Source organism: Sneathiella sp. D3-11, from assembly GCF_055809395.1.
In genome coordinates this window covers 2033601-2054655 of record NZ_CM147911.1, presented here as the reverse complement: position 1 = coordinate 2054655, position 21055 = coordinate 2033601, and the positions used below count along the sequence as shown (strand labels likewise).

17 protein-coding genes, 1 tRNA gene and 1 pseudogene are annotated in these 21055 nt (G+C 52.5%); 14 read left to right on the top strand and 5 right to left on the bottom strand.

What is annotated here, in order from left to right; genetic code table 11:
* Positions 1-97 precede the first annotated feature (97 nt).
* The 5 genes from AC0L73_RS10455 to atzF are packed head-to-tail and all read left to right on the top strand — an operon-like array spanning position 98 to position 7066.
* On the top strand, positions 98-1711 hold the full coding sequence (locus tag AC0L73_RS10455) for an ABC transporter substrate-binding protein (RefSeq protein WP_227948281.1): 1614 nt from the start codon (positions 98-100) through the stop codon (positions 1709-1711).
* Between the two features lie 3 nt (positions 1712-1714).
* Positions 1715-2740, top strand: coding sequence for an ABC transporter permease (locus AC0L73_RS10450; RefSeq protein ID WP_473653703.1), 1026 nt, complete (start codon positions 1715-1717; stop codon positions 2738-2740).
* On the top strand, positions 2737-3624 hold the full coding sequence (locus tag AC0L73_RS10445; RefSeq protein ID WP_473653702.1) for an ABC transporter permease: 888 nt from the start codon (positions 2737-2739) through the stop codon (positions 3622-3624). The genes AC0L73_RS10450 and AC0L73_RS10445 overlap by 4 nt, the downstream gene beginning before the upstream one ends.
* A gap of 2 nt (positions 3625-3626) precedes the next feature.
* A complete protein-coding gene (locus tag AC0L73_RS10440) occupies positions 3627-5258 on the top strand; it encodes a dipeptide ABC transporter ATP-binding protein (RefSeq protein ID WP_473653701.1) in 1632 nt (543 codons plus the stop codon).
* 17 nt (positions 5259-5275) lie between these two features.
* Positions 5276-7066 carry an allophanate hydrolase gene (gene atzF, locus AC0L73_RS10435; RefSeq protein ID WP_473653700.1) on the top strand — a complete coding sequence of 597 codons (1791 nt, stop codon included), beginning with the start codon at positions 5276-5278 and terminating at the stop codon, positions 7064-7066.
* A gap of 61 nt (positions 7067-7127) precedes the next feature.
* Here atzF and AC0L73_RS10430 read toward each other — a convergent pair.
* The 4 genes from AC0L73_RS10430 to hemC form a co-directional block, all read right to left on the bottom strand.
* Positions 7128-7203: transfer RNA gene (locus tag AC0L73_RS10430), tRNA-Thr, on the bottom strand.
* Between the two features lie 82 nt (positions 7204-7285).
* The gene (locus AC0L73_RS10425; protein WP_473653699.1) at positions 7286-8638 is read right to left on the bottom strand and encodes a heme biosynthesis HemY N-terminal domain-containing protein; all 1353 of its coding nucleotides are present in this window, start codon (positions 8636-8638) and stop codon (positions 7286-7288) included.
* A gap of 10 nt (positions 8639-8648) precedes the next feature.
* Positions 8649-10730: a uroporphyrinogen-III synthase gene (locus AC0L73_RS10420; RefSeq protein ID WP_473653698.1), complete on the bottom strand. Its 2082-nt coding sequence runs from the start codon at positions 10728-10730 to the stop codon at positions 8649-8651.
* 11 nt (positions 10731-10741) lie between these two features.
* Positions 10742-11683 (bottom strand): hydroxymethylbilane synthase, encoded by a 942-nt coding sequence (gene hemC / locus AC0L73_RS10415; RefSeq protein ID WP_227948288.1) that lies wholly within the window; start codon positions 11681-11683, stop codon positions 10742-10744.
* A gap of 81 nt (positions 11684-11764) precedes the next feature.
* On the opposite strand from hemC, the gene tsaD reads away from it, so the two are divergent.
* The 8 genes and pseudogenes from tsaD (at position 11765) to AC0L73_RS10375 (ending at position 19460) form a co-directional block, all read left to right on the top strand.
* Positions 11765-12820, top strand: coding sequence for a tRNA (adenosine(37)-N6)-threonylcarbamoyltransferase complex transferase subunit TsaD (tsaD, locus tag AC0L73_RS10410; RefSeq protein ID WP_415776493.1), 1056 nt, complete (start codon positions 11765-11767; stop codon positions 12818-12820).
* Positions 12821-12842: 22 nt separating this feature from the next.
* Positions 12843-13538, top strand: a complete 696-nt coding sequence (rpiA, locus tag AC0L73_RS10405; protein WP_227948290.1) for a ribose-5-phosphate isomerase RpiA — start codon at positions 12843-12845, stop codon at positions 13536-13538.
* Between the two features lie 108 nt (positions 13539-13646).
* Entirely contained in the window at positions 13647-14648 is a 1002-nt protein-coding gene (locus AC0L73_RS10400) for an NAD(P)H-dependent glycerol-3-phosphate dehydrogenase (protein ID WP_227948291.1), read from the top strand.
* A gap of 23 nt (positions 14649-14671) precedes the next feature.
* Entirely contained in the window at positions 14672-14959 is a 288-nt protein-coding gene (locus AC0L73_RS10395) for a YciI family protein (RefSeq protein ID WP_473653697.1), read from the top strand.
* 85 nt (positions 14960-15044) lie between these two features.
* Positions 15045-16208, top strand: a complete 1164-nt coding sequence (locus tag AC0L73_RS10390; RefSeq protein ID WP_227948293.1) for an acyl-CoA dehydrogenase family protein — start codon at positions 15045-15047, stop codon at positions 16206-16208.
* An 8-nt stretch (positions 16209-16216) separates the two neighbouring features.
* Positions 16217-16631: pseudogene (locus tag AC0L73_RS10385) on the top strand (EVE domain-containing protein).
* Between the two features lie 83 nt (positions 16632-16714).
* Entirely contained in the window at positions 16715-18463 is a 1749-nt protein-coding gene (locus tag AC0L73_RS10380; protein WP_473653696.1) for a tryptophan halogenase family protein, read from the top strand.
* Between the two features lie 82 nt (positions 18464-18545).
* The gene (locus AC0L73_RS10375) at positions 18546-19460 is read left to right on the top strand and encodes a DMT family transporter (RefSeq protein WP_227948296.1); all 915 of its coding nucleotides are present in this window, start codon (positions 18546-18548) and stop codon (positions 19458-19460) included.
* 12 nt (positions 19461-19472) lie between these two features.
* Here AC0L73_RS10375 and AC0L73_RS10370 read toward each other — a convergent pair whose 3' ends face one another.
* Positions 19473-19631, bottom strand: a complete 159-nt coding sequence (locus AC0L73_RS10370; protein ID WP_227948297.1) for a succinate dehydrogenase assembly factor 4 — start codon at positions 19629-19631, stop codon at positions 19473-19475.
* Between the two features lie 109 nt (positions 19632-19740).
* On the opposite strand from AC0L73_RS10370, the gene rsmB reads away from it, so the two are divergent.
* Positions 19741-21027 carry a 16S rRNA (cytosine(967)-C(5))-methyltransferase RsmB gene (gene rsmB, locus AC0L73_RS10365; protein ID WP_473653695.1) on the top strand — a complete coding sequence of 429 codons (1287 nt, stop codon included), beginning with the start codon at positions 19741-19743 and terminating at the stop codon, positions 21025-21027.
* Positions 21028-21055 lie beyond the last annotated feature (28 nt).

Sequence of the window (21055 nt, the reverse complement as noted above, 5' to 3'; positions counted from 1 at the left end):
GAATTTATAGCATTGGAAATACCACGAAGAAAGAGGCACGGTTTAATCCAATACGCAAGAATCCCCATTCGAGTTTTATGCGCTGAAAGGAATTACGATGACTCTATCAACGTCCAGAAGGAATTTTCTTAAAATGTCAGGTGGGGCGCTGGGTGTGGCCAGCTTACCTTTCCTGAAGGTATTGCCCGCACAGGCGGCCAGTGGCGATGTCATTGTCGCTGTGACAGGCCAAACAATAAATAGTCTTGATCTGCACCGCAAAGGAACTAACAGAGCCAGCTATCAGGTCGCCGTTAATTGCTATGACCGCTTGGTATCCTTTGGAACGAAAGAAGCCCCTGGCGGTGGACTTTCTTACGATTACACTAAAATCGAACCAGAACTGGCGGAGAGCTGGAGTGTCTCTGACGACGGATTAAAGCTCACCTTCAAGATTAAGCCGGACGCAACATTCTGGGACGGAACAAAAGTAACCGCAGCGGATGTCAAATGGTCCTTTGACCGGGCTGTTTCTGTTGGCGGATTTCCGAGTGTACAAATGAAGGCCGGCGGTCTGGTCAAGCCAGAGCAGTTTGAGGCAATTGATGATGAAACCTTCGTCATTACATTAGAAAAAGCCTCGAAACTCACTTTGCCGGACTTAGCTGTGCCTGTGCCTATTGTAATTAACTCAAAGGTCGCGAAAGCTCATGCAACGGAGAAAGATCCCTGGGCTACCGAGTATCTTCACAAAACAGCCGCCGGATCTGGTGCCTTTAAGGTTCTGAAGTGGAACCCCGGAGAACAGCTTGTATACGAACGCAATGACAATTGGGTAGGCGGGCCACTTCCTGCGATTAAACGCGTCATTGTCAGGGAAGTACCTAACCCTTCCACGCGTCGTGCTCTGATCGAAAAAGGGGACGTCCAGCTATCATTCAACATTCCAAATAAAGATGCAAAGGAGTTAGCGGAAAAACTAGACGTCTATTCAACGCCGATAGAAAACTGCATGCATTGTGTTGGTCTGAATAATACATTCGAGCCGTTCCAGGACTCCAATGTTCGAAAAGCGGTCGCTTACTCCATTCCATATGAAGAAATCTTCCAGACAGCCGCTTATGGTAGAGGGGCCCGCTTATGGGGAGGTCCGGACACGATCGACTCAATCGAGTGGCCGCGCAAATCTCCATATTTTACGGATTTGGATAAAGCGAAAGAACTTATGGCCCAATCCGGTTTTGCCGACGGGTTTTCCGTTCCGTTCTCCATCAGCCTTGGGCTGGCGGACTGGATGGAGCCAACAGCATTGCTAATTCAGGAAAACTTGGAAAAGATTGGTATTTCAACAGAAATTGAGAAGATACCTGGCGCCAACTGGAGAACCGCCGCGTTGGTTGAGAAGAAGCTCCCGCTTCATCTCGAAAACTTCGGTGGATGGCTTAATACACCCGATTACTATTTCTTCTGGGCGTATAAAAAAGGACATCTATTCAATTCCTCAAACTACATGAACCCGGAAATTGAAAGCCTTGTCGACACCACTCTGCATATGCCGATGGATGACCCACAATACGCACCAAAAATTATGCGTATGTTCGAGATTGCCTTCGAGGACCTTCCGCGTATTCCGCTTTGGCAGCCCGCGCTCAATGTCGCAGCTAATGGTGCCAAGGATTACGAATTCTGGTTCCATCGCCAACTGGATATTCGTCCGTTGAAAGGGGCTTGATTTATGTCTCCTCGTTTGCGCGCCATTCTCCTTCGGCTCGTTCAGGCTATTCCCGTTGTCATTGGAGTGGTTGTCATCAGCTTTGTGTTGACGCGCGCACTTCCCGGGGATCCTGCAGTCTATTTCGCAGGAGCGGCCGCAGACGAGGAGTCAATTGCCCAAATCAGAACATCAATGGGTCTGGATAAACCCCTGCCTATTCAGTTCCTACAATATGTCGCAGATTTGTTGCAGGGTGACTTCGGTCAATCCGTATACAGTGGACAGCCGGTCGCAGAAGACCTGGCGAACCGGCTTCCAGCTTCATTGGAACTTACCCTGACCGCGTTGATCCTCTCTTGCGCCATCGCCATTCCAATCGGCGTACTTGCCGCCAAGAACCCTGGATCATTTGTCGATCAATTGTGCCGAATATTGGTAACCGCCGGTGTATCCCTGCCCACATTTTTTACAGGGATACTACTCATCTATGTTTTCTATTACCTCCTTGGATTGGCCCCGTCTCCTCTTGGGCGGTTGGATTTCTTATATATCGAACCAGACAACGTGACGGGATTCTATTTAATTGACGCGTTGATTGCCGGGGACTGGGAAACCTGGTTTGCCTCCCTCAAGCAACTTATCCTTCCCGCAATCACACTGGCTCTTTTCACTCTGGCACCAATTGCACGAATGACACGTGCCGCCATGCTGAGTGCCCTGTCATCAGATTTCATTCGGACAGCAAGAGCCGCCGGTTTAGGTGACCACAAAGTTACATACGGATATGCCTTCCGGAATGCGCTTCTTCCGATCATTACCACGTTAGGGATGGTCTTCTCATTCTCCCTCGGTGCGAATGTATTGGTAGAAAAAGTCTTTGCATGGCCCGGCATTGGATCTTACGCCGTTGAGGCTCTCGTCGTTTCGGATTACGCCGCCGTTCAAGGATTTGTTCTTGCCATGGCGCTCCTTTTTGTAACTCTCAATCTCGTGATCGATTTGACATACAGCGTTATCGATCCCCGTATAGGATTCGACACGAAATGACAGTATTCAGCGAAAATACGGATCCAGGAGCTGATAATACTTCAAACAGCATTACCCATATCCTTTATATAATGAAGGAAAACCCTGTTACGCTGATCGCCTTTGCCCTGTTCGGCTTCTATGTTCTTTCCGCTCTCTTCGGACAGCAACTGGTTCCCTATGATCCGCTTGCATCAGATTCAGAAAATGTCCTGCAACCACCCAGCTTACAGCATTGGTTTGGAACCGACCCGCTAGGCAGGGATGTCTTTAGCCGGGTAATTTCCGCGACAAGGCTGGATCTTCTTATCGCTGTCTCGGCCGTTGCCATTTCATTTGTTGTTGGATCTTTCCTTGGTAGCGTTGCTGGTTACTGGGGCGGTAAATTAGACATTATCCTGAGTCGCACACTCGATACCATTATGGCCTTCCCCATCTTTGTGCTGGCCATGGGGATTGTTGCCGCACTCGGAAATACTGTCGAAAATATCGTGTATGCGACCGCCATCATTAATGTCCCTTTCTATGCCCGGCTGGTGCGGGCAGAAGTTAACATCCGGCGCAATGCAGGCTTTGTCCAATCAGCAAAACTCTCCGGAAATTCAGATATTCGAATATTGGCACTTCATATTTTCCCCAACACGCTCCCGCCCATGATGGTCCAGATTTCACTTAATCTGGGATGGGCTATCCTGAATGCTGCCGGGCTGAGCTTTATTGGGTTGGGCGTGCGACCCCCGACCCCCGAATGGGGCATCATGGTCGCCGAAGGCGCTAATTTCATCGTTTCTGGGGAATGGTGGCTTGCCGTTTTTCCAGGTCTTTGGCTCATGCTGGCAGTCTTCACCTTTAATCTACTCGGCGATGGCCTGCGCGATATGGTTGATCCGCGGCAAAGGACCTGATCATGCTGTCAATCAAAGATCTAAATGTATCTTTCAATACCCGGCGGGGCAGAGTCGATGCTGTCTGCGGTGTCTCTTTGGAAGTTGCAAAAGGACAGATCCTGGGGATTGTCGGTGAATCCGGTTCGGGTAAATCAGTTACGTCATATGCCCTGATGCGTATTCTCGACAGAGGCGGGATCATCCGTCAGGGCGAGATTATCTATAGCGGCATTGATTTACGCAATGCCTCCGAGCAACAAATGACGGAAATCCGCGGCCGAGAAATATCGATGATATTTCAAAACCCTAGGGCGGCGCTAAACCCCATAAGAAAGATCGGACACCAATTAGAAGATGTCCTACGCCAACATGCCCAAGCCACGCGATACACTGCAAAAGAAAAAGCAATTGAAGCGCTTGAGGCCGTAAAAATCAGAGATGCGGCGGAACGCTACGATGCCTACCCCTTTGAGCTTTCCGGCGGCATGTGTCAACGTGTCGTTATAGCCATTGCGCTCGCCTGCAACCCTCGCCTTTTGATAGCCGATGAACCGACGACCGGGCTGGATATCACCACTCAAAAAGCGGTGATGGACCTGGTTCTGGAATTAATCCGCGATCGTGAAATGAGCGCGATCCTGATCACTCATGATCTGGGCTTGGCTACAGAATATTGCGACCAAATCTCTGTTATGAAAAACGGGGAAGTTGTTGAAAAAGGGACCCCTCAAAAAATATTTTCGTCGCCAGAGCATCCCTATACCCAAAAGCTCGTGAAGGCGACACCCTCGAAAGGCAGCTCTATTCGAGATTTGTTACCGGACGGTGGGAATTTACCTTTAGCACCGCGTCAAATCAGTGAATTTCCTTTACTTGAGGTTCAGGATCTCAAAAAAACCTATAAAGGTAAATCAGGACCGATCGACGCAGTTAAAGGGGTCTCCTTCAAAATTTTTGAAGGCCAAACCGTTGGTCTAGTCGGAGAATCCGGCTGCGGAAAATCGACGACCTCATCCATGCTGGTGCGACTTCTGGATAGCAGTTCGGGCAGGATATTATTTAATGGCGACGATCTGACCGAAATTTCTGCCAAAGCTTTCGCGAAGGACCCACGACGCACCGATATCCAGATGGTCTTTCAGGACGCCACCGATAGTCTTAACCCCCGATTTACCGCACGCCAATCCATAGCAGACCCTCTCAAGCAATTAGTGAAGCTGCGAGGCTCGGCTTTAAATAGTCGAATTGAGGAACTCGCTGACCTTGTTGGTCTGCCCATCCATCTCCTCGACCGCTTTCCTCACCAACTCTCCGGAGGGCAGAAAGCGCGTGTGGGCATCGCAAAAGCGATTTCAGTCAATCCGAAATTCCTAATCCTCGATGAACCAACAGCCGCCCTCGATGTCTCCATTCAGGCTATCGTTCTCAATCTCCTCGCAGATTTGAGAGCAAAGCTTGGAATGAGTTTCCTGTTTGTCAGTCATGACCTGCAGGTGGTTCGGCTCTTGAGTGACTATGTCATTGTCATGCGGGATGGTGAAATTGTTGAACAGGGTCCTACTGAAATTGTCATGGGCCAGCCCTCTTCGGATTATACCCGCACTCTTTTATCCACAGTACCAAAGCCGCCCAGCGGTTTGACAGCAGCCTAATTCCCACAGGTATTTTCATGAATAGTATTCCCTTTACAATTTCGGCACTACACGACTCCTATCGAAAGGGCATGAAGGCCACGGAAATCGTTGAGCAGGCATTTTCGCGCATTCAGGCGGTCAATGATCCGGGTATCTTTATCCATATACTGGATAGAGAAGAAGTGCTGGCGGCGGCCCGCGAGCTTGGGGAATTTGATGATAGCAGACCCTTATGGGGAATTCCTTACGTTATTAAGGACAACATTGATGCCGGAGGAAAACCAACGACTGCGGCCTGCCCCGCCTACAGCTACGTTGCCAAAGAGGATGCATTCGTCGTCAAATGCTTAAAAGAAGCTGGCGCTCTATTATTGGGAAAAGTGAATTTAGATCAATTTGCAACCGGCCTCGTTGGAGTCCGGTCGCCCTATAGCCCGCCTAAAAATGCGATCGATCCAGAAATTGTACCGGGCGGATCGTCTTCAGGATCCGCAGTTTCTGTCGCTCATGGTTTCGCCTGTTTCTCCCTTGGAACAGACACAGCTGGCTCCGGTCGTGTACCGGCCGCTCTTAACAATATTGTCGGATTGAAACCAACACTTGGCGCTTTGTCTGCGTCGGGCGTAGTTCCTGCCTGCCGGACACTGGATACCATTTCCGTGTTCGCACTAACCGTCGGTGATGCCTACAAAGTCTTTGAAGTCGCTTGTAAATTTGATGCTGCGGATAGCTATTCCCGAAAAATTACAGCTAAACCTTTGTCTGCTATTCCGCCCCGGTTCAAGGTGGGAATCCCTGATTCAAAATCTATCAAATTTTTCGGAGACAAAGTACAGGAGGTCTCTTTTCGCAAGGGGCTTGAGGAACTTACGAAACTAGGTGCAGAAATTATCGAAATTGATTTCACTCCTTTTTATAATGTGGCGCAAATGTTGTATGAAGGGGCTTGGGTCGCTGAACGCTACACAACTATCGAAGAGTTGTTGAGTTCGAACCCTGACGCCATTCACCCTGTCACACGCGATATCATTTCCGTTGCGGAGAAGTTCTCATCAGCAGACGTTTTCCGCGGCATGTACAAGCTGGAACACCTAAAACGATTAGCGGAGCCAATACTGGCGACCTTGGACTATTTATGCGTTCCGACCATCCCGACATTTTATAAAGTGGAAGACTTGGAGAAAGATCCTGTAACACCGAACTCAAATTTTGGGACTTATACCAACTTTGTCAATTTATTGGATATGTGCGCCCTTTCCTTCCCGACCGGCCCTAGAAGTGACGGTCGACCGGGCAGCCTGACCCTTCTTGCGCCGGCAGGACAAGACGCGGAAATTGCAGTGATCGGCCAGGAAATTCAATCTCGGACGCAACCCAAATTGGGAGCAACAGATTGGATCATTCCGTCCTCAACAAAACAATCTGCTGCTTCTCTCAGCGGCAATGAAATTGAGATTGTCGTTTGCGGCGCGCATATGTCTGGCTTACCGCTAAACAAAGAGCTTACCTCGCGCGGCGGACGCTTCATCCGAACAGCATCGACAACAAATGACTACCAGTTTTTTGCCTTGGCTGGAGGCCCGCCGGATCGCCCAGGATTGGTTCGAACTGACCCCGGAAAGGGTTTTGAAATAGATCTTGAGGTCTGGGCTCTGCCAAAAGAGAATATGGGGCTTTTCATGGAAAACATCCCATTTCCACTTGCAATTGGGACGATATCCTTAAGCGATGGGAGCAGAGTAAAAGGCTTTGTCTGTGAAGCCGCAGGCACCCACGACGCGACAGACATCAGCAGCCTGAAAACCTGGCGCCGATACGTAGCCTGATTTTTCCTGACGGCATTGTCTGCTTTACTCAATCAAAGCAAATGTATGTTTTTCAGGGAAATGGTGCCGCTGGCCTGACTCGAACAGGCGACCTACGCATTACGAATGCGGTGCTCTACCAACTGAGCTACAGCGGCACATCGTGAATTTCGGCAACATATAGTCTGTCCCGAAAAGAAGAGCAAGCGTTTCGTGCGGCTATCCCAGATTGCCCCGCGATTAGCTGCTCGCGCTGATTTCGCGGACAATCTCCGCCTCAATCATGTCGGGACTATGGGCCCCGCGATCTGCCGTTCGCCAAGTGAAACTATCAAAACTGTCACAGGCCGGGCAATGCGCCTGCCATTTCTCTTCCTGCCGACCACAGGAATCGCAAATCCACAGCGGATCCTGCGGGGCGACGGAACTTTTGACTATCCATTCGCGGGCCGCAAAAGCATCAGCATTGGCCTTTTCCTCTAGCTCCGCCAGCATTCGCAAGATACCAGCTGAGGGGTTGGCCCCGCCCGCTTTCATCAGATGCTCCCGCGCCGGTCCCCAATCGCGCGAAGCAAGCGCTGCCTTGGCCAGCATCAAATGGGTCTCAACATGCTCCGGATTATGTGGCGCCACGGTTTCTTTCGCCCGGCGGAACCAGTCGGCTGGTTGTTCGCCGGAGACCGTATTACGGATCGCCTCCGCCAGATCTCGGTGCGGTGCATGGTTCCAGGCTTCCCCGATCAGCTTGTGTAGCTTACGGCTTGATCCCTGCTCCGCCGTTAGCTTCACATCAAGCGCCGCGGCGGGCACGAAGGTCGGATCGAGATCGTGAGCCTGCTGTGCAAGAGAGAGGGCGTCCGCTTGGCGCTTCTCCTTTGTTGCGATAAGAGCCTGCTCATAGGTAATAACAGCTTTGGCACGCCGGACTATATCGCCCTTTGCCTTCTTCCCGCGGGCAAGTCGCGTGAGGGCGCTCTCTGCGCCTTCCCAGTCCCGGAGTTTCAGGGCAAGTTCATAAAGTTCTTTTAACACCCAAGCCGTGCCGGGTCGCAACTCATCCGCCCGTTTGGCGAGGTCACGTGCTTTTTCAAGGTCGCCTTCCTTAATTGCCCGGTTAATCAGACCTCGCAACCCGAGAAATTCCGTATCCTCACGCGCCATCATGCGATCATAATAGATGCTGGCCGCGCGATTATCGTCATTGAGCTCAGCAGCCTGCGCCGCGAGCAATAATGTCATTGGCTCTCCGGAGAGGTGTTTTTCCGCTGCGATTGCCTGACGGCGTGCCTCATCCGCATCCCCGGCGGCGATAGCCACCATGCCGCTGGAAATCGCCTCAAGCCCTTTATCGCGACGACGTGCCGAGAAAATTTCACCAATCCGTCCGGGGCCATGCTTGATCCATATCCAGAATCGGTAAGCCAGCGCCACCAGCACCGCAAAGACAAGCGCTATTGCGCCCACGACTACCACCGACGTCTCAACCACATAGCCGCCCCACGTCAGGCGGACATCTCCGGGATAATCGGAGAGCCAGACAGCCGCCATCGCGATGATAACGATCAGGGCGAAGACGAAGATTGTGCGTATCATGTCGACCCCTTTAGTTAGATGAAGGCTTGGAAATTGCTGTCGCAGTGGCATCCTGCAGCAGTCCGGCGATGGATTGCTCCACCGTCAAGCGCGTTTTGGCTTTTTCGAGCCAAGGCGCCGCGACGTCAGCCGCCGCCCCAGAGAGCTTCTCCAGTTCCGCGACGGCTTTATCGAGGTCACTGTCAGCCAGATCCTGTTCGGCCCGGGCAACCACCGAGTCCACATCGTTACCCTCTACATCATCCACGCGTCGGAACTTGATAGCAGATGCAATCCGGTGCAGCGCTTCGCCATACCATGTCTCCTCCGAGGGAAGCCGCGCCGCCTGGCTGATATCTGACGCAATGACAGTAAAGTCCCTCTGTAAGGTTGCCAGGGTCGGTGCGCCAACCGAAGCAATCGGCTCCAGCTTTTCGACCAATCCCTTGAACTTGTCATTGGCAACGGCAGAGACCTGTTTCAAACCATTTTCAAACGGCTCGCTTCCCCGGGTTTCACGTTGAAGCTGTCCGATAGCAAGAAGCATCAAGGTGCGTTGATTTTCCGCTTCCTCTGCCGACTTGCTAGCAATTTCCGTTTTGAGCGTGCCTTCAAGAGAGGATAGCTGCTCTGCTTGAGACTTAACTGTAGCCCGATCCGTCGCAATCGTCTTTTCAAGGCCGGTTATCTGCGTCTTAATATCCAATAGAGCCGTTTTTAGATCGACGATCTGATTCTGTATTTCCGGGCTTGGGTCTGCGACAACCGGGTCAGCTGTCTCAAGCTTTCCGAGAGTTTCCTTTTGCTGCGTCAATTCTTCCAGAGCGGCGGAAAGTTTGTTCTGTTGTTCCGCAAGCTCACTGGAAAGCTCACTGAGTTCCTGCTTTAGCGATCCAGAAAGTTCATCAAGTTTGCCGTCACCGGCATCAGTCGTTTTACTTACGACTGGTACTTCTGTCTCCAATTTAGCAACCCGTTCCGACAGAGCGGTATAGTCCGATTTCAGATTATCCCTGACCGCCTCAATCGCTGCGGTGACGTCAGACGCATCAGCGCCTGTCGTCTTTCCGAACTGACCTGAGATAATCGCCGCTGTCTCCGCTGGCAGATAAGGTTCAACCTTTGGATAAAGAAGCGGCCAAACGGCAAGGCCAAGGCAGAACACAACCAACAATGCCATCAGGACAAGCCCCGCGCGGGACTTCGGTGCCGCTGCCTCCGATTTTACAGGCGGCTCCGCCCTAGCGGTTTCTGTATCAGTCTTTTGCGCGTCTGCAGTCTTTTTTCTATCCGTGCCGGCAGAAGGGACAGCGCTTTTGCCTATATCCTCGGTCTTGCCAGAATTTTTATCGGACATGTTTTGCTCCCTTGGCATATCGGAGTTATCTTCCTGTTTCCTAGCTTGGCTGACAGCCGTCAGCAAGGCAAGCAGGTTTTCCTGATCGGGCGTCTTCGCAATATGAACGCCCGCAAATGACAATGTTTCAAGTTTCGCGGCCACTGCTTCACTTAAACAATAGACGGTTATCTTTTCCATATGTGCCGTCAGCCCCGCCGCCGTCACCAGCCCGACAAATATAGCGGCCGTGCGGGGCGAATAGAACAACACCGCCTGAATAGCGCCGTTTTTTATATCTTTCACGATCTTCGCATCAAGAGACGTTACCGGCAGCGCTTCATAAAGGACAACGCGTTCGCACTGAAATCCCTTATCAACAAGCATTCCGGAAAGATCACCGGCCACTTCCGTTCCGGCCACATGGATAAGCCGGCCATGTTCCGGCTGGCATTCGGCGGCGACTTTCTCGGCAAGCGAATTGACGTCCCCACCAGCGGCAGCGACATCGGTAAAGCCTTCATGGTGTAAAGCATCGGCCGTTGCCGCACCAACGGCAAAAACCTTTATCTTTCTATCCTTTAAGGCCGGGCCGAGTGCCCGCGCACCATTCGCACTTGTTACCAGTAGCCCCTGCGCACCGGTGATATCCACCTTTCGGGCTGAGAAGGTCTCAATGTGCATCATGGGAGCAAGGCGCGTTTCGTGCCCCATCTTTTTCAGGATACGAGCAAGTCGACTGCCGTCCGGCTCAGGTCTGGTAATCAGTATTTTCATTATGACTTAGTCTACAGTCCAAAAGACAAATTGGCACCCCTTGCCTGCGCCTTTAGATTCGCGCCGATGCTTTCACCCAGTTCCATCGCTTCGGCGAGGGTACCACGCCCGCTCGCGTCAAGGCGGATAGAGCCATCCTCCGCAAGCAGGCTCGCCCGGAAATAAAGGCTGTTCCCCTCAACAAGTTCCGCATAGCCCGCGATGGGCGTCCGGCAGGAACCGTCGAGCACAGCAAGCATCGCGCGCTCACAGGTAACGCGCGCGAGACTGACCGAATCATTGATCGGTCCAAGCAGAGACGCAATCTCTTCATCCGCCTCCCGCCGTTCAATCCCGATTGCCCCTTGTGCCACAGCCGGCAACATATCATCAACGTTAATTAATTCCGTGATCACACTCTCATTCCCGAGTCGCTTGAGCCCTGCGAGCGCGAGCAGAGTCGCATCGGCCTGCCCTTCCGCGAGTTTGCGCAGGCGTGTTTGAACACTGCCGCGAAAAATGCCAACGCGAAGATCGGGCCGCCGGTTCAGGACCTGTGCCTGACGGCGAAGGCTGGCCGTACCGACGAGCGAGCCCGGCGGCAAGTCAGCAAGGCTCTTTCCGCTCGCAGAAATAAAGGCATCGCGCGCATCTTCGCGCGGCAGGATACAGTCAATTATCAGGCTCGGTGGTAGCGACGTTTCCATATCCTTCATGGAATGTACGGCAAAATCTATCCTGTCCGCGAGCAGCGCCTCCTCTATCTCCTTAACGAACAAACCCTTGCCGCCTGCCTCACTGAGCGCACGATCCTGGATCTGGTCCCCTGTCGTCTTAATCACCACAATCTCCAACTGCTCCGGGTCGAGGGCGTCTTTATGCGCCTCCAGAAGCCGGGTGCGGGTCTCCTCGGCTTGCGCGATCGCGAGCGGGCTTCCCCGGGTGCCTATCCTGTATTTTTTGACAAAGGTCATGTTGCGGGATATTCCGTCAGATGTTAGAGCCATATGCAATTTGCACCGCTTTGTAATAGATAACAAATGCCAAACCAACAAATAATCGTCCTCGGGCTGGAAAGCAGCTGCGATGAAACGGCTGCTGCGGTCGTGACGGCGGAGAAGGAAATTCTCTCGAATGTCGTCCTGTCGCAAAATGACGCCCATGCGCCTTTTGGCGGCGTAGTGCCGGAAATCGCGGCCCGCGCCCATGTGACCGAGATGGACCGGCTGGTCGATCAGGCGATGACGGAGGCCGGAGTTTCCTATGACGATTTGTCCGCCGTTGCGGCGACAGCGGGGCCGGGACTGATCGGCGGCGTCCTTGTCGGGCTGATGACGGCGAAAGCCATTGCTTCTGTCGCGGGCGTGCCGCTGATCGGCGTCAACCATCTGGAGGGGCATGCCCTTACGGCACGGCTGACGGACGATGTGGCGTTTCCCTACCTTCTGTTGCTGGTCTCCGGTGGGCATTCACAAGTGTTGGTGGTCGAAGGGGTAGGAAAATATCGGCGTCTTGGGACCACGATTGACGATGCCGTGGGTGAGGCCTTTGATAAAACCGCGAAGATGCTAGAGCTTGGCTTTCCGGGTGGGCCGGCCGTTGAGAAAACCGCGGCAACCGGCAACCCGGACCGATTCAACTTCCCTCGCCCAATGAAGGGGCGGGAGGGTTGCAATTTCTCCTTTTCCGGCCTTAAGACGGCCGTACGGCAGGCGCGTGAGAAGATGGGCGAAAAAGTCAGCGAAACAGACATTGCCGATCTCGCCGCCAGCTTTCAGAAGGCCGCAGTGGAAAGCCTGATGGACCGGGTGGCCAAGGCCCTTGATCTTTTTATCGAGGAATATGGTGGAGGCGGCACACTAGTCGTTGCCGGGGGCGTCGCCGCCAATCAATATTTGAAAGGCGCGTTGGAGACACTCGCAAGAGAAAAGAGCGTTGCGCTTAAAGTACCCCCGCCGAAACTCTGCACCGATAATGGCGCAATGATCGCCTGGGCGGGAATTGAACGTCTCAAATGCGGATTTTCGGATGGGCTGGACCTTGCTGCGCGGGCACGCTGGCCGCTTGACCCCAACGCCGAGCCGGCCCCCTTCGCCGGATACAAAGCTTGACCATAGAATTGGAATGATGACGATGACAGAAGACGAACAAAAACAGGCAGCAGCAGAAAAAGCTGTTGAGTATATTGAGGACGGCATGGTCGTTGGCCTCGGAACAGGATCCTGCGCAGCGAAGATGGTTGACCTGTTGGGAAAACGGGTCGCCCACGGACTCTACGTCACAGGCGTTCCAACGTCGGAGGCAACAGCACAGCAGGCCCGCAACCTTGGCATTCCCGTCGTTGGTCTTGATGAAGTAGGTGTCATTGACCTCACCATTGATGGCACTGATGAGGTAGACCCGGCAGGCCGCCTGATCAAAGGTGGTGGTGGCGCGCATTTACGCGAGAAAATTGTCGCGTCTCTGTCAGACAGGATGATTGTGATTGCCGAAGCGAAAAAGAAGGTCGCCCAGCTTGGCACCTTCAAGCTGCCGGTTGAGGTTATCCAATTTGCTGCACCTGCGTTGAAACCCCGGCTCGAGGCGCTCGGTTCAACGCCAACACTCCGCCTCGCAAAAGACGGTACGCCCTTCACCACCGACGAAGGCAACTATATTTACGATTGCGATTTCGGGAAAATTGCCGAGCCAGAGGAGCTAGCTCTGACACTTAGTACAATGCCCGGTGTTGTAGAGCATGGTCTCTTTATTGGCTTTGCCGATCTTGTCCTGATTGGAACGGATGCGGGCGTAGAGGTGATTGAGATCGAGACGAAAAAAGCCGGATGAAAAAGATGGCCTCTGGCCGTATCGCGTTATTCTGCACTTCTTGTCAGGCGCCGATCATGCTAATCAGTCCTTAACTTGATGGCTGACAGAGCAGGATATGCTGGGCGGATGACTAAGGTAAGTGTAATTGGTGCGGGAGCTTGGGGTACGGCGTTGGCGATTGTCGCGGGAAAAGGCGGCAACGAAGTGCTGCTCTGGACACGGCACGCGGACCATGCGGATGCGCTTAACCGGGATAAGACCAACCGGAAATATCTTCCGAATGTCCCGCTTCCCCCGGGCATAGTAGCAACGAATGACCTCGCCAAGGCCGGGGACGCGGATATCGTTCTGTTGGTCGTTCCCGCCCAAAAAACCAGAGAAACCCTGGCTCGACTAAAGCCCTCGCTCGCTCCGGATACTGCTCTCGTCATGTGCGCCAAAGGGATCGAGCAGGACAGCGGCCGCCTGATGAGTGAAGTGGTCAGTGAGATAACACCCAATAGTCCGCTGGCCATCCTCTCTGGACCCAACTTCGCGAAAGAAATAGCTGTCGGATTGCCGGCGGCGGCCACCCTCGCAATCAGTGATAAGGAAATCGGCGAAAACCTCGTCAAAGCTATCGGCCTTCCAACCTTTCGGCCTTATTTGACGGACGATGTCATCGGCGCGCAGATCGGTGGCGCCGTCAAAAATGTACTGGCCATTGCCTGCGGTGTTGTCTCCGGCGGCAAGCTCGGCGAGAATGCCCGCGCCGCCCTGATTACACGCGGAGTGGCGGAAATTCTGAGGCTTGGCGAAAAACTGGGCGCGCGAGCCGAAACGCTGATGGGACTCTCCGGACTCGGCGATCTGGTACTGACTTGTAGTTCTCCCGCCTCGCGGAATTTTTCCCTCGGCGCTGCGCTTGGCCAAGGTGACATCCTCGGCGAGATATTGCAGCAACGCACTGCTGTAACCGAAGGGGTTTACACCGCGTCAGCAATCTGCCGTCTGGCCGAAAAATACAATATCGAAATGCCAATCTGCTTCGCCGTCGATGAAATTTTAAATGGAGGCGTCGCCGTCTCCAGCGCTGTCGAGGAACTACTGGCCCGACCGTTCAGGGATGAACGGCTTGCAGGCTTCTAAAGATCGTAAAAGGAGAACTGAGAATGCTGTTTATTGCCCATTGTACCGACAAGGCCGATCATTTGCAGGTCCGCCTCGACACCCGTCCGGCACATCTGGACTTTCTGAAGGCAAAAGGAAACGCACTTAAACTTGCGGGACCGACCCTAGATGCCGATGGGGAAGCCCCAACCGGCAGCCTATTGATTTTTGAAGATACAGATTTGGCGGCCGCAAAAGCGTGGGCAGCAAAGGACCCTTATGCCGCAGCAGGCCTCTTTGAAAGCGTCATCGTAAAGCCCTGGAAACATGCAATCGGCGGCGGGCTTTAACCTCGCTGGCGATGATTGCGTTTCGTGTAATATTATGATGTAGTGACCACCATAAATAATAATAAAAACCCAAAAAGGTGGTCACATGCAATTCTCACAAGAGCATATCGCGCTTAAAGATACCGTTAACCGGATTATTGACGAGCATATCAACCCTCATGTCGATCAGTGGGAAGAAGAAGGCATTTTCCCGGCCCATGACGTGATGAAGCTTCTGGCAGAGGCAGGTCTTCTCGGCATCGGCAAGCCGGTGCAATACGGTGGGCTGGATCTCGACTTTTCTTATGAAATGGTCTTTGCAGAAGCGCTTGGCAGTATTCGGGCGAACGGTGTTTCCACGTCAATCGGTGTTCAGACCACCATGTGTACCCCTGCCCTCACCAACTATGGTAGCGAGGAACTCAAGCAGGAGTTTCTTGTGCCGACAATCGCCGGGGAAATGATCGGCTGTATCGGCGTGAGCGAGGAAGCGGCCGGATCGGATGTTGCCAATACCCGCACCTATGCAAAGCGCGATGGTGATGACTATGTGATCAATGGCTCAAAAATGTGGATCACCAACGGGGTGCAGGGTGACTGGATTTGCTTGCTTGTGAACACTTCCGAGGAAGACGGGCCGCACCGGAATAAATCGCTGATCATTGTGCCGCTTAAAACCAAAGGCGTTACTGTCGCCCGCAAGCTCGACAAAATGGCACTGCGATGTTCAGACACGGCACAGCTATTCTTTGATGATGTCCGTGTACCGGTCCGGAACCGGATAGGCGAAGAAAATATGGGCTTTACCTATCAGATGCGACAGTTCCAGGAGGAAAGATTGTATGTGGCAGCCCGCGCGCTGCGTGGCTGCGAGATGGCGATCGAAGATACGATTGAATATACAAGCCAACGCAAAGTGTTTGGCGAAACTCTTCTCGACAAGCAAGTTGTCTATCATAAGATGGCCGAGTTGCAGACACTGGTCGAATCCGCTCGATCGCTGCTATACCGTTCTATCGAAGAATATATCAATGGCAATGATGTGACCAAGCTCGCGTCAATGACTAAATATCTTGTCGGCACGCTCTGCAATAAAGTTCCGAGCGAATGCTTGCAATATTGGGGTGGACAGGGCTTTATGTCCGAGAACTGGATTTCCCGTGGGTATCGCGATCTTCGACTTTCTTCGGTCGGTGGCGGCGCGAATGAGATCATGCTCGAAATCGTCGCCAAGCAGATGGGCATCTTCCCGGGCAAACGCAAAAAATAGGAGCCTTGATGAAATACTGGCTGATAAAATCGGAACCGGGGACCTGGTCCATGGCAAGATCAACTCGACGCAGGAGAAGAGGGTACCTTCTGGGATGGCGTGCGGAATTATCAGGCGTCGAACAACATGAAAGAAATGAAAATCGGCGACCTTTGTTTCTTTTACCATTCCGTCAAGGAGAAACAAATCGTTGGTATCGTCGAGGTGATTAAAGAATACTACCCCGATCATACCGATGAAAAGGGGCGCTTCGGCATGGTGGACGTCAAGGCCGTCAAATCTGTCCCAAATCCGGTAACGCTCGCGGATATCAAGGCCGAACCACGCCTTGAAAATCTCGCGCTTGTTCGCCAAAGTCGTCTGTCCGTTGTGCCAGTGGACGGACCATCCTGGCACCTGATTTGCAAGATGGGCGGCCTATAACTGCCGTTTCCTTGTGGTGCGCTTGACGGAGCTATGGTCAACCCATAGTATTTCTGTATAGAATTTGCGCGAGGGGAGCTGGCATGGACAACCAGATCAACGAAGTAACGATTGTTGGCGGGGGTACTGCGGGATGGCTTACCGCCGCCTTCTTGGTTCGCTTTATGAACCTGCGTGATGAGGAAAGCCCCACTAAAATTACCCTGATAGAGTCGCCTAATGTCCCCACCGTCGGCGTCGGTGAGGCAACTGTTCCAACGATGGCGGCTCTCCTGAAAAGTCTTGGGATTTCGGAAAAGGAGTTTTTTATCCGATGTAATGCCTCTTTCAAAATGGGAGTCCGTTTTACGAATTGGAGCCATGATGAAAAGGGACAGTCAACGTCCTTTATTCATCCATTCGAAGCCATCCGCACCCAACTTGGCGGACAAAACCCGGCTTATCATTTTCATAAATATGGCGGTCCCCCCGGCCGTGAAGGTATCGATGATTGCATGTCGTTCAGCGGCACAGCGATCAAAAAGAAACTTGGCCCCAAATTTCTGAACCATGGGGATTACGAAACACAGCTGAATTACGCCTACCATCTCGATGCTGGCAAATTTGCCGGATTTTTGCGTGAGATCTCCATTGAACGCGGGGTCAATCATGTACTCGATGATGTTGAGGAAGTAGAACAGGACGAGCGCGGATATATTTCCGCCTTGAAATTACAACGGCAAGGACGGCGGCCGGTCGATCTGGTTATTGATTGCACGGGGTTCAAGGGCGTAATCATCAATCAGGTAATGAAAGTTCCTTTCCACGATTATAGCAAGTACCTCTTGAACAACCGCGCCATGGCTGTTCAAATCCCTCATAAGGATGTTAGCCAGATTGAGCCCTGCACCAATTCAACTGCGTTAGGCGCGGGTTGGGTTTGGCGCGTTCCGCTCTATAATCGAATTGGAACCGGCTACGTTTTTTCCAGCCATTTCCGCACAGATGACGAGGCACGAGAAGAATTCCTCCAACATCTCGGCGAGGACGGAAAGGATGCCGAACCCCGAATTATCCCTGTTCGCATCGGCCGGATGGAGCGAGCATGGGAGAAAAACTGTATTGCAATAGGCCTGTCTGCTGGATTTATCGAACCACTGGAATCGACGGCAATCTATATGATCGAGAACTTTGTGAAGCTTCTCTTGGTCAACTTCCCGGATAAGAGCTTCGCCCCAATCCTTGCTCAGCGATTCAATGAAAAAACCGAGAAAATGATGCAATCCATTCGGGATTTCATCATCTTGCATTATTGCATGAATAACCGAGAGGATAGTGAATACTGGCGTGTTGCACGCGAGGAGATGGTCATCCCGGACAGCGTTAAAGACATGCTCGATGAATATCGTCATGCGTTGCCGGTTAATACAGATTTTGATGGCACCTATCTGTTCAATTATTTCAATTATAATGTCATTCTTTTCGCGAAGGGGTATCTGAAGGATGTCCGATATCCAGCGGAACGCTTTATCGCCCGCAAGGATTGGGAACAGCGCATGGCCGAGTTCATTCGATATGAGCAGAACCAGCTAAATGGACTACCAAATCACTATGAGTTGCTTCGTAAAATACGAGGGGAAGACGAAATCGTAGCGCCGCAAGGCGGCGTGTCCTTCGGTGGGTTTAATGGACCGATGTTCGGCGCGCAGGCAGGTGGCATTCAAGTTCCGCAACCGACAGTGCAAATTGGTGGCGGACAGATAAAACCAAGTATTAAGTTTGCCCTGAAAAAAGATAGTGACCAAACAAAAGAGCCAGAGAAGGAAGACCTTTCCGGATCTAACATCCTCTAGACGAACGCCCTTAAAAGTGGTTGGCGATAGCAACCATATCGCGTAAGGTCATTTCCACCCTTGGTACCCACCGAAAGTCATCATGCCCCCAACTGAGTCAACGGCGAACCAAGCCTCGAACATGCGCGCCTATTTGCTGCTGACCCTAACAACCACTTGCTGGGGGATGAATGCGATTTTGGGCCGCCTTGCTGTTGGAGAGATATCTCCGATGGCTCTGGTCTGCCTGCGCTGGATGCTGGTAGTGATTATTCTTTCTATCTTTGCCCGTCGGCATCTTCAACGCGACTGGGCCGTTCTCAAAAAGCATATTGGCTACATGATGGCAATGGGCGCTATTGGTTTCACCGGATTTAATATGTTGTTCTATCTCGCGGCCCATTCGACAACGGCAGTGAACATTGGCATTCTACAGGGATCTATTCCGGTTTTTGTGCTGATCGGAGCGTTTCTGGTTCTACGGACCAAAGTGTCGCTCATGCAATCGATCGGCGTGGTTGTAACCATCCTTGGTGTCGGTATCGTTGCCTCTGGCGGCTCTATTGCTCGGCTTGCTACTTTCGAGGTTAATATCGGGGATGCCCTCATGCTCCTCGCCTGCATTCTTTATTCTGGCTACACTGTGGCACTACGATACCGGCCGGAGATATCGCCGCTGTCTTTTCTTTCTATGATGGCCCTTGCGGCGTTTATAACGTCCCTTCCCTTCGTTTACATCGAAATCGAATTGGAACATTTCCTACCGCCGACTACTAAGGGTTGGCTCATTGTCGCCGCCGCGTCTGTATTTCCTTCCATCGTTGCCCAGATTTCCTTTATTGTCGGCGTGAGTATACTCGGGCCCGGGCGGGCGGGAATTTTCGTCAATCTGGTACCCATATTTGCATCGATTTTCGCCGTTACCTTCCTCGATGAACCGTTTGAGTTCTTTCAAGGCGCCGCGCTTGGGCTTGTATTATTTGGCATCTGGCTATCAGAAAAAGGAAAGCCCGCGTGACGGGCTCAGTTTTTAAAAATCGCTGACAATGCCTTTGCGTTCCCAATCACCGTAACGTGTCGGCTCTAGCCCAGATGGGCCGCCGATTTCGCCCTTCGCTTGCTTCTGCTTGATGGCTGGGTCTTTCTTGTTTTTTCTCTCGGTGTCGCTCTGGGTCTTTTTTTCGGTCATCTGTGTCTAAAGCCCGACTGTTAATTGGCGGAAAGAGTGTTCTGTAGGGTCTTTCAGTATTTCTGAACCATCTATAGACCGCAAGACAAATTTCCGCTAGAAGCCGCAGATGACAACATCACCTGCTAATTCACGGGCCGCCGCGGTCCGGCTTCTCACGCGTGTACTTCAAAAACGCCAACCGCTGGAAGAAGCGCTTGATCCAGTGCTACAAGGATTTCCGCCGCGCGATCGGGCCCTGGCGCGAGCCATCACTTCGACTGCGCTTCGCCATCTTGGGGTGATCGACGCCCTGATTGATAAAATGCTGGACCGACCCCTTCCGGAAAAAGCGCTGGATGTTCGTCATATCTTGCGGATTGGGATTACGCAGATCCTGTATTTGAACATTCCATCCCATGCCGCAGTTCATGACACCGTCGCACTAGTACCGGATCGCAGCAAGCATAAAGGTCTCGTCAATGCACTCCTCCGGCGGATTGACCGACAGGGAGAAAAGCTTCTCTCAAAAATCGATATTCCTCGCAAAAATACGCCCCTATGGCTTTGGGATGCTTGGACTGTCCATTATGGGGAAGAGACCGCGCGGCGAATTGCAGAAGCGCATCTGACGGAAGCCGCGCTCGATATTTCGGTCAAATCAGACCCAAAAAAATGGGCAGAAGCCCTCGACGCTGAAATCCTGCCGACAGGCTCTCTCCGCCGGGCGACAACAGCTACGCTTGTCGATCTTCCCGGATTTGAGGAGGGCGCCTGGTGGGTACAGGACGCCGCCGCGGCAATCCCCGCCGCACTTCTGGGGAATGTCGCTGGGAAGCAGATCATTGATCTCTGCGCCGCGCCCGGGGGCAAGACCGCGCAGTTTGCAGCGGCAGGCGCGGAAGTCATCGCCCTCGACCGCTCCAAGAACAGGCTGAAGCGACTCGAACAAAATCTGGAGCGGTTGAATCTTCCGGTAACAGTTAAAGTCGGCGATGCCGAAAGCTTTACACCGGATCAACAACCCGACGGTATTCTGTTGGATGCACCCTGCACCAGCACCGGAACACTCCGTCGTCATCCTGATGTCGCTTATCTGAAATCCCAGGCGGATGTTGACAAGCTCAGCGAACTACAGACCCGGCTTCTCGATCATGCCTGCGCAATACTCAAACCCGGCGGCGTGCTGGTATATAGTGTCTGCTCCTTACAGTCGGAAGAAGGCGAAGCCCAGATTAAGGCTCTTCTCAGCCGGAACCCGGCTATTCAGCGGGAGCCGGTCCAGGCAGAGGAAGTCGGCGGTGTATCCGATCTGATTAATTCCGATGGAGATATTCGCACTTTGCCGTACCATATGGGCGGCATGGATGGATTTTACGCAGCACGCCTTCGGAAAATATCTACGCCCTCCGCTTGAGCCGCCTATTCTGTCATGGTAAAGACAA